Origin of the sequence: Streptomyces inhibens, assembly GCF_003389455.1 — a bacterium.
In the GTDB taxonomy this organism is placed as follows: domain Bacteria; phylum Actinomycetota; class Actinomycetes; order Streptomycetales; family Streptomycetaceae; genus Streptomyces; species Streptomyces inhibens.
This window is the reverse complement of the sequence record NZ_QUAC01000394.1, coordinates 1-8,798: the sequence shown is the minus strand read 5'-3', so window position 1 is coordinate 8,798 and position 8,798 is coordinate 1. Positions and strand designations below refer to the sequence as shown.

The 8,798-nt window shown below is 73.4% G+C and carries 6 protein-coding genes; 4 read left to right on the top strand and 2 right to left on the bottom strand.

Translation table 11 applies throughout. The features are described 5' to 3' along the window. Together DY245_RS35535 and DY245_RS44955 are read right to left on the bottom strand one after the other, a co-directional pair. A partial coding sequence (locus tag DY245_RS35535; protein ID WP_483409835.1) for a PucR-like N-terminal domain-containing protein occupies positions 1-616 on the bottom strand: 616 nt, incomplete at its 3' end. Positions 617-667: 51 nt separating this feature from the next. Further along, complete coding sequence (locus DY245_RS44955) at positions 668-814, bottom strand: hypothetical protein (RefSeq protein WP_181924022.1); 147 nt, start codon at positions 812-814, stop codon at positions 668-670. Positions 815-1,085: 271 nt separating this feature from the next. Here DY245_RS44955 and pgfA point away from each other — a divergent pair, with 271 nt between their 5' ends. The 4 genes from pgfA to DY245_RS35515 form a co-directional block, all read left to right on the top strand. Then, positions 1,086-2,096 carry a cell envelope lipid trafficking protein PgfA gene (gene pgfA / locus DY245_RS35530; protein WP_128511220.1) on the top strand — a complete coding sequence of 337 codons (1,011 nt, stop codon included), beginning with the start codon at positions 1,086-1,088 and terminating at the stop codon, positions 2,094-2,096. A gap of 293 nt (positions 2,097-2,389) precedes the next feature. Continuing rightward, on the top strand, positions 2,390-3,559 hold the full coding sequence (locus tag DY245_RS35525; RefSeq protein WP_128511219.1) for a glycosyltransferase family 4 protein: 1,170 nt from the start codon (positions 2,390-2,392) through the stop codon (positions 3,557-3,559). A 7-nt stretch (positions 3,560-3,566) separates the two neighbouring features. Further along, a complete protein-coding gene (locus DY245_RS35520; protein WP_128511218.1) occupies positions 3,567-4,292 on the top strand; it encodes a class I SAM-dependent methyltransferase in 726 nt (241 codons plus the stop codon). Next, positions 4,289-8,798: alpha-(1->3)-arabinofuranosyltransferase domain-containing protein (locus DY245_RS35515; RefSeq protein WP_244943478.1), on the top strand; the 4,510-nt coding region annotated here is incomplete at its 3' end. The genes DY245_RS35520 and DY245_RS35515, both read left to right, overlap by 4 nt.

Below are 8,798 nucleotides of genomic sequence, written 5' to 3'. Positions count from 1 at the left end.
GCTCGGCGAGCGCCGGCGGCACCCCGCCCGCCCCGTCCGCCGCCCCGGCGCCGCTTCTGCGCGGCCGTTTGCCGGGGCTCGCGAACAGCTGCTCCATCAGGCGGCGTTGCAGCCGCAGCCGCTCACCGGCCTGGCGGGCGGCGGCCTCGGCGTAGCCGCGTACGGATTCGGCGACCAGCCCGTCCAGGTACTCGAAGCCGGACTCGGCGAGCTCGTACATCGCGGGCGCCGGGATGGCGACCTGCTGGCCGATCTCGGCCAGCCGCCGCCAGGCCAGCCGGACGCCCAGCCGATAGATGGCCTGTAGGGCGTCCAGGCTGCGCCCCTGCATGCCCTCACCGCGGCCGAACTCCTGGAAGACCCGTGGGTGGACATGCGGACCGTCGAGCCCGGAGGTCATGTGCGCGACGAAGTGCTCCAGCGACTGGCGGATACCGACCAGCGCCCGCGGCTCCCCGAACTCGTCGTGGACCAGCGGCAGTTGGGGGAATTCGTGGCGGATCTCGCGCAGGATGTCCTGGGCCAGGGCGGGCACCTCGTCCAGCGCCAGGGCGGCGAACTGCCGTACCTGGTACGGCGGGACCTCCCGCCAGGCCGAGCGGACGGCGGTCACCATGACCCGGACCTCCTCAGCACGATCCGGCCCTCCTCGGCACGCCCGGCCCGCCTACTCACCGGTCCGGTCGAAGGTCACCAGCGGCACATTCGGCTGCTTCGGGGTGGCGTCCAGCGCCGCGACGATGCCCAGCGCGACACCTACGGCCAATACGGCGGCGGCCAGCGCGGTCAGTGCGGCGGCAAGCATTCGGTGCATGGCGCGGCGAGCCCTTCGTCGATGCCGGAGACCATCGCCGGTCTCCGTCGAGGTTGGTGACGGCACACGGCACGGCCCCGGGGCGTACGGATCGGCGGCCGGCTCGGTACCGCGTCCCACAGCGCGGCACTGCTTCGGTTCTGGTGCCTGCCGAGTGTGGAAGGGCATTGACGCCCTGTCAAGAGTTCGCTTACGTTCCCGGCCCATGGCGCATCGCGACGCCGCACGTGCACCAGAGCGTGTTCCCCTCACCGCTTCCAGGAGTGCTCGTATGCCTGATTCCGGCAAGCCCACCACGCCCCCCGCCGCTCCCCCCGCCGGCGCCACCGCCGCCCGCACCGCCTCGCCGCTGTCGCTGGCCGTGCTGGGTCTCGGCGTCTTTCTGCTGGTCCTGGCGCCCCTGCTGGCCTGGTACGTCGAGCCGCGGGCCAAGGTCACCCCGGTCGATGTCGATGTCACCACCGTCTTCACCGGCACCGGCAGCTACTTCGACACCGGGGCGCTGAGGACCAGGGACCGGCAGAAGATCACCATCACCCGGCATGTGCTGGGCGATGTCGCGGCGAGCGAGAAGAACGGGCGGGCCGTATGGGACGTCTCCACCACGGTCGACACCCCGCAGACGCTCGCCCTGAAGGATCCGCGCAAGGCGTTCCAGTGGACCGTCGAGCGCTGGGTCACCGACCGGCGCAGCAATGCGCCGGTGCACTGCTGCGAGGAGGCGCCGACCCGTTTCGACGGCGATGCGTACCTCAAATTCCCCTTCGATGTGCAGAAGAAGAGCTATCGCTGGTGGGACAACACGCTGGGTGCGGCCGTCCCGCTCCGCTTCGCCGGCACGAAGAAGATCCAGGGGTATTTGGGCTATCGCTTCACCGGGACCGTGCCGCCCACCAGGACCGGCAGCCGGCAGGTCCCCGGGCGGCTGGTCGGGCGGCCGGGGCAGGGCCAGATCCAGGCCGAGGAGTGGTACGCCAACTCCGGTATCGAGCTGGTCGTCGAACAGCGCACCGGCCGGATCATCAATGCCTCGATCTCGCCGCACAAGACGCTGCGCGCACCGGGTGCCCGGCGCGATGCGGTGACGCTGCTGCGCGGCGAGGGATTGCAGTTCACGCCCGCGACGCAGCGGGCGCAGGTGCGGCTGGCGCGGACGGACAGCGACAGGCTGGCGCTGGTCGGGCGGACCTTGCCGGTGGGGGCCGCGGCGGCGGGCGGGGTGCTCGCGCTCGCCGGAGTGGTGTGGGTGGTGCGCGGGCGGCGGGCGGCCGGCTCTGAGTGAAGTGATGAACCGTCAGCAACAATCGGCCCGGATTTTGTCATCCCGGTGAGTAGCCGCGACGAACGGGGCAGCGAAAACTGTCCACCCCACACGCAGACGGCCGGCCTTCCGCTCGACACAATTCCGCTTTACCGCAGCAACACCACTGGTGAGCAGCCGCACCACGCAGCACAACAGCACCACCGCAGCACGCAGCACCGCACCACCGCATGATGCAGCACGGCCCCGCACGACTCAGCACGCAGTACGACCCCCACCGCTGGTACCGCACCCTGAGACGAGTTGGATCGCACATGCCCCAGCACGTACGCCCGCCCCTGCCCCTGGCACCACCGGCACCGGTCGCCCCACCCACGCCATCGGCCTCGGGTCCCCCGGCCGCCGGCCCGCTCCCCCGCCGTATCGTCTTCCTCGCCCGCCGCGATCTGGGCAACCCCGCCGCCGGCGGCTCCGAGCTGCTGGTGGACCGGATCGCCGAGGGGCTCACCGCGCACGGCCACCAGGTCACCCTGCTGTGCGGCGGCCCCGCGGCCGACCGCGGCTACCGCGTGGTCTCCGCGGGCGGCGACGCCGGTCATTTCCTGTGCGCGCCCCGCCAGTTGGCCCGCCGGGTCGGCGACTGCGATCTGCTGGTCGAGGTCTGCAACGGCATGCCGTATCTCGCGCCGCTGTGGCATCGCGGGCCGACGCTGTGCCTGGTCAACCACGTCCATACGGATCTGTGGCAGCTGCGCTACCCCGCACCCGCCGCCCGGCTCGGCCGCCGTCTGGAGCACTGGGCGCTGGCCGGTACCCACCGCCGCAATCTGATGGTCGCGGTCTCCGGCTCGACCGCGTCCGCGCTGCGCGGCCTCGGCGTGGACCAGGGCCGGATCCGGGTGGTCCACAACGGCGTGGAGGAGCCGGGACCGCTGGTCCCCAAGGCGCCGGAGCCGCTGTTCCTGGCCATGGGCCGGCTCGTCGAGTACAAACGCATCGATCTGCTGCTGCGGCTGTGGGAGCGGGTCCGCCCGGTGACCGGCGGCCGGCTGGTGATCGTCGGCGACGGCCCCGAACGGGCGCGGCTGGCCGCGACGGCCGGCCCCGATGTCACCTTCACCGGCCGTGTCTCCGAGCGGTGCAAGCATGAACTCCTGTGCTCCGCCTGGCTGTTGCTGCACCCCTCGCTCGTCGAGGGCTGGGGCCTGGTGGTGATGGAGGCCGCGGCCCGCCGCACCCCCACCGTCGGCTTCGACATCCCGGGGCTGCGCGACTCCGTCGAGGACGGGGTCACCGGCCTGCTGGCCCCCGGCGAGAGCTCGTTCGCCGCGCACTGGTGCACCCTGGCGCTCAGCGCCCGGCGCCGTGAAGCACTGGGCATCGCCGCGGAACAACGCGCCGCCCGTTTCAGATGGGGCCATACCGTGCGCAGCTTCCGGGCGGTCGCCGCGGAAGCCTTCCTCGATACGCTCCCCAGGCGGTGAGGCCCCGGTGCGCGACCCTTCGCTGCGCAGGTCCTATGCCCTCTTCCGCGCCTTTCTGCGCGAGCAGACCGAGCCCGAACACTGCTACCGGCTGCTCGCCCGCGACGCCGCCGACCAGGTCGAACGCCATGTACCGCTGAAGGGCGCGGTGGTCGCCGATGTCGGCGGCGGCGCCGGGCACTTCACCGCGGAGTTCCGGCGCCGCGGCGCGCACGGCTATCTCTTCGAGCCCGATACGGCGGAGCTGACCGCCCGCGGCGATGTCCCCGAGGGCGCCGTGGTCGCCGACGGCTATCTGCTGCCGCTCGCCGACGGCGCCGCCGACATCTGCTTCTCCTCCAACGTCCTGGAGCATGTCGCCGACCCGCAGACCTTCCTCAGCGAAATGGTCCGGGTCACCCGCCCCGGCGGGCTGATCTACGTCGCCTTCACCAACTGGTTCTCACCCTGGGGCGGCCATGAGACCGCGCCCTGGCACTACTTGGGGGCCGAGCGGGCCCGGGCCCGCTATCGGCGGCGTACCGGCAGGGCGGCCAAGCACACCCTGGGCGTCAACCTCTTCGCCGTGCACATCGGCCGCACCCTGCGGCAGGTCCGGGCCCGTGACGACGTCACGATCGTCACCGCCCGCTCCCGCTACGCGCCGTTCCTCGCGGAGGCCATCCCCCGCCTCCCGGGCGTCCGGGAGGTCGCGACCTGGAACCTCCTCCTCATCCTCCGGCGGTTGCCATGACCCAGACCCTGAGGCCCTCCCCGTCCCCGGGATCACCCGACGCCGGCGGCAGGCCGACGCCGTCCCCCGCCCCGCCGCCCGGCCCACCCCGGCGCAGGCGCTGGCTGCTCGCGTTCTGGGCGCTCGCCCTGGCCGGCTTTCTCGCGCCCGCACCGGGCAGGATGACGTTCGAGACCAAGCTGGGGGTCACCACCGACCCGTGGAAGTTCCTCGGCGACCTCGGGCAGCTGTGGCACGACCGGGCGGGCTTCGGCGGCATCGCCGACCAGTACTTCGGCTATGCGTTCCCGACCCTGCCGTATTACGGGCTGGCCGACCTGCTTCAGGTACCCGTCTGGCTGGCCGAGCGGCTGTGGATGTCGCTGATCGTCACGGCCGCGTTCTGGGGCGCGTTACGGCTGGCCGAACGGCTGCGCTTCGGCACCCCGCCGGCCCGGCTCCTGGCCGCCGCCTGTTACGCCCTGTGGCCGACCTTCACCATCGTCATCGGCTCCACCTCCGCCGCGGCCCTCCCCGGCGCGCTGCTGCCCTGGGTCCTGCTGCCGCTGACCGACCCGCGGGCCGGCGCGCGTATCGCGGCCACCCGCTCGGCGCTGCTGATCCCCTTCATGGGCGGCGTCAACGCGGCCTCGACGCTGGCCTCGCTGCTGCCCGCCGGCCTGTATCTGCTCTCCCGTACGGGACCACGCCGACGCTCACTGCTCGCCTGGTGGCTGCCCGGCGTCGTCCTGGCCACCGCCTGGTGGGTGGTGCCGCTGCTTCTGCTGGGCATCCACGGCGAGAACTTCATGCCGTTCATCGAGCAGGCCGACACCACCACCGGCACCATGTCCGCCACCGAACTGCTGCGCGGCGCCGGCAACTGGGTCGGCTACCTCCGCTTCGGCGAACCCTGGCTGCCGGCCGGCTGGACCATGACCGCCAACGCCTTCGCGGTGCTCGGCTCGGCGCTGGCCGCGGCGCTCGGCCTGGCCGGTCTGGCCCGCCGCGATCTGCCCGAGCGACGCTGGCTGCTGCTGACCGTGCTGGCCGTGGCGCTGATCGCGCTGGCCGGATACGGCGGCGCGCTCGGCGGGCCGGTGCACGGGCTGTGGCAGGACTGGCTGAACGGCTGGCTGCGCCCGTTCCGCAACATCTACAAGTTCACCCCGGGCCTGGCCCTGGCGCTCACCCTCGGCCTCGCGCATCTCCTGGGGCTGGTCTCCGAACGCCGCGGCACCCGCCGGATCCCGGCCCGCCGCCACCTCCCCCTGCTGACCGCGCTGCTCGTCCTTCCCGCGCTCGCCCTGCCGTTCCTGACCGGCACCGTCCTCCAGCCCGGCGCCTTCACCAAGCTGCCCACCTACTGGGAGCAGACGGCGAGCTGGCTCAAGCACCACACCCCGCACAGCCGCGCCCTGATCGTCCCCGCCACCGCCCACGGCATCTACACCTGGGGCTCCCCCATCGACGAACCCCTCGATGTGCTCGCCGAATCCCCTTGGGCGCAGCGTGACTTCGTCCCCTTCGGCACCCCGGGCGCCCGCCGCGCGCTGGACGCCGTCGAACAGGCGCTGCTGACCGGCGCCCAGGTCCCGGGCCTGCGCGACTACTTGGGCCGGGCCGGCATCCACGAGGTGGTCGTACGCAACGATCTCGACCCGGACCAGATCGGCTATGTCCCCCCGCAGACCGTCAAACGCACCCTGGAGGCGTCCGGCTACCGCAAGGCGGCCGCCTTCGGCCCGCTGACCACCGGCGGCAGGATCCCCGCCGAGGCCCCGTTGCAGATCCAGGGCCTCTACCCGCGCCAGCGCTCCGTCGAGATCTACCGGCCGCAGGACACCCCCGAGCCCGGCCCGGTCACCGCCCGGGCGGTCGCCGACACCGCACAGCTCAGCGGCGGCCCCGAAGCCCTCCTCCAGCTGTCCGCCGACCCCACCCTGCGCGACCGTCCCACCGTCCTGACCGGCGACAACCACCCCGGCCTCGGCACCCCGCCGCTCCAGCTGACCGCCGACGGCCTGCGCCGCGCCGACACCCGCTTCGGACTGGTCAACAGCAATACGTCCTACACCTACACGGCCGACGAGAAGAACCACCCCGACAGCGTCCAGGACCCCGGCCGGCCGCCCCGGCAGATCCTCCCGACCTCCGGTATCGGCCACCAGACCACCGCCGTGCTCCGCGGTGCCTCCTCGGTGACCGCCTCCACCAGCGGCAACTGGCTCTTCCATCTGCCTCAGTACGACCCGGTCAACGCCTTCGACGGCAACCCGGACACCGCCTGGGCGGAAGGCAGCGCCGGCGACCCCGTAGGCCAGTGGATCAAGATCGCCTTCGGCCGGCCCACCGCCGTCCCGTCCACGCTGTCCCTCACCCCGCTGCCCGGGGACGGGCTGCGCGCCGCCCCGACGTCCGTACGCGTGCAGACCGACCGCGGCAGCACCGAGGACACACTGCGCCCCGACGGAACGAAACAGCAGGTCAAGGCCCCGGCCGGGACGGCGACATGGCTGAAGGTGACGATCCTCGGCTCGCAGACCCCGCGCGCCGGACTCTCCGGCGCCGGCTTCGCCGAGATCGCCGTCCCCGGCGTCCAGGTCACCCGGCTGCTGCAACTCCCCACCGACGCCCAGCGCTCCGACACACCCGCCGAGATCTTCTCGCTGCACCGCGGCAGCGACCCCGGCGGGCTGTCCCCCGTCTCCGCGGAGTCCGGGCTGCACCGCCAGTTCCGTACCGGCGCCAACGCCTCGTACAAGATCTCCGGAAGGGCGCTGGCCGTCCCCGGCCCCGAACTCGACCGGCTGCTGGACCGTATCGCGCCGGAGCAGAAGGACCGGATCACCGCCACCGCCGACTCCACCAGCTTCGGCTTCGGACAGTCGCTCAGCCCCCGCAACCTCGTCGACGGCGATCTGACCACCGCCTGGATCGCCGGGGACCGGCCGACGCTGCATCTGCGCTGGCCGGGCAGGAAGAAGATCGACCAGATCGTGCTGGCCGCGGCCGGCGGTATCTCCACCCGGCCGGAACAGATCCTGATCAACTCACCGGACGGGGCGGCCACCGCGGGCGTCGACGAGAACGGCCAGGCCCGCTTCGATCCGATCACCACGGACCGCCTCGACCTCACCATCAGCAAGGTCAAACCGCTGACGATCCACAACCCGGTCGCCGGCCAGCCCCTCCAACTCCCCGTCGGGCTCAGCGAGGTCTACCTCCCCGCGCTCGACGCCTACCGCACACCGCGGCCCGCCGCCGGCGAACGCTTCTCCGTCGGCTGCGGCCAGGGGCCGATGCTCGCCGTCGACGGCGTACTGCACGCCACCAAGGCCTCCGGGTACGTCCGCGATCTGACCGAACGCCGCCCCATCAGCGTCGAGCTGTGCGCCGGCGAGGCCCGTGACGGGCGCCTGGAACTGCCGTCCGGCCGCCACCGGGTGGAGGCGGGCGACCAGGGGCCGCTGGCGCTGACGGATGTGACGCTGAGCAGGGGGGACACGGCGGCGGCCGGCGGGACGGCGGGGGCGGGTGCCGAGGGCTCCCGCGCGGGGGCAGGTGCCGACGGCTCCGGAACAGGGGCAGGTGCCGACGGCTCCGGAGCGGCTTCGGGCGCCGGAGCGTCTTCGGGTTCCGGCGGCCCGGTGCGCAAGGTCACCGCCACGGACTGGACGGGGGACCATCGCACGGTCGCCGTCGGCTCCGGGCGGGCCGCGTACCTCCAGATGTACGAGAACGCCAACGACGGCTGGCACGCCACCCTCGACGGCCGGCCGCTGACCCCGCTGCGCATCGACGGCTGGCAGCAGGCCTTCCTCGTCCCGGCCGGCGCCGGCGGCACCGTCGAGCTCTCCTACGCCCCGGCCACCACCTACGACCTGGGCCTGATCGGCGGTGCACTCGGTGTGCTGCTGCTCCTTGTCTCCGCCGTGGTCCGCCGTACCCCGCGCACGCCGCCCACCGTCCCGCCGCCCCCGCCCTCGTGGGTCCTGGGCGTGCTGGCCCTCACCGCGGTGGTGGCCATGGCGGCCGGGCCGTACGCGCTGATCGTGCCGCTGCTGGCGCTGCTCGCCCGCTTCCGGCCCGCACTCCTGGTCCCTCTCGCCCTGGTGGCGATGCTGGGCGCCGGCGTCACGGCCGCCCTCGGGGCGGGCGAGCCGATCGCCGCCGATGAGGGCGCCTTCAGCGGGACCGCGCAGGCGCTGGCGCTGCTGGCGCTGGCGGCGGCGGTGGTGACGGTGCCGGGGCGGACGTCGCGGCGGCAGGTGTCCGTGGCGGGTCCGGGAGCGGATCCGGATGGGTCGGGGAGGGATCCGGGCGGTTCGGGGCGGGATCCGGGCGGTTCGGGGCGGGATCCGGGCGGTTCGGGGCGGGATCCGGGCGGTTCGGGGCGGGATCCGGGCGGTTCCGGCAGGGATCCGGGCGGGCCGCCGTCGTTCGAACCGCCTGGCAGGTCCGGCCCGTTCGCGCCGGCGCCCGCGCCGCCGCCGCTTCCGCGCCGGGTGCGGGACGGTGACGGCG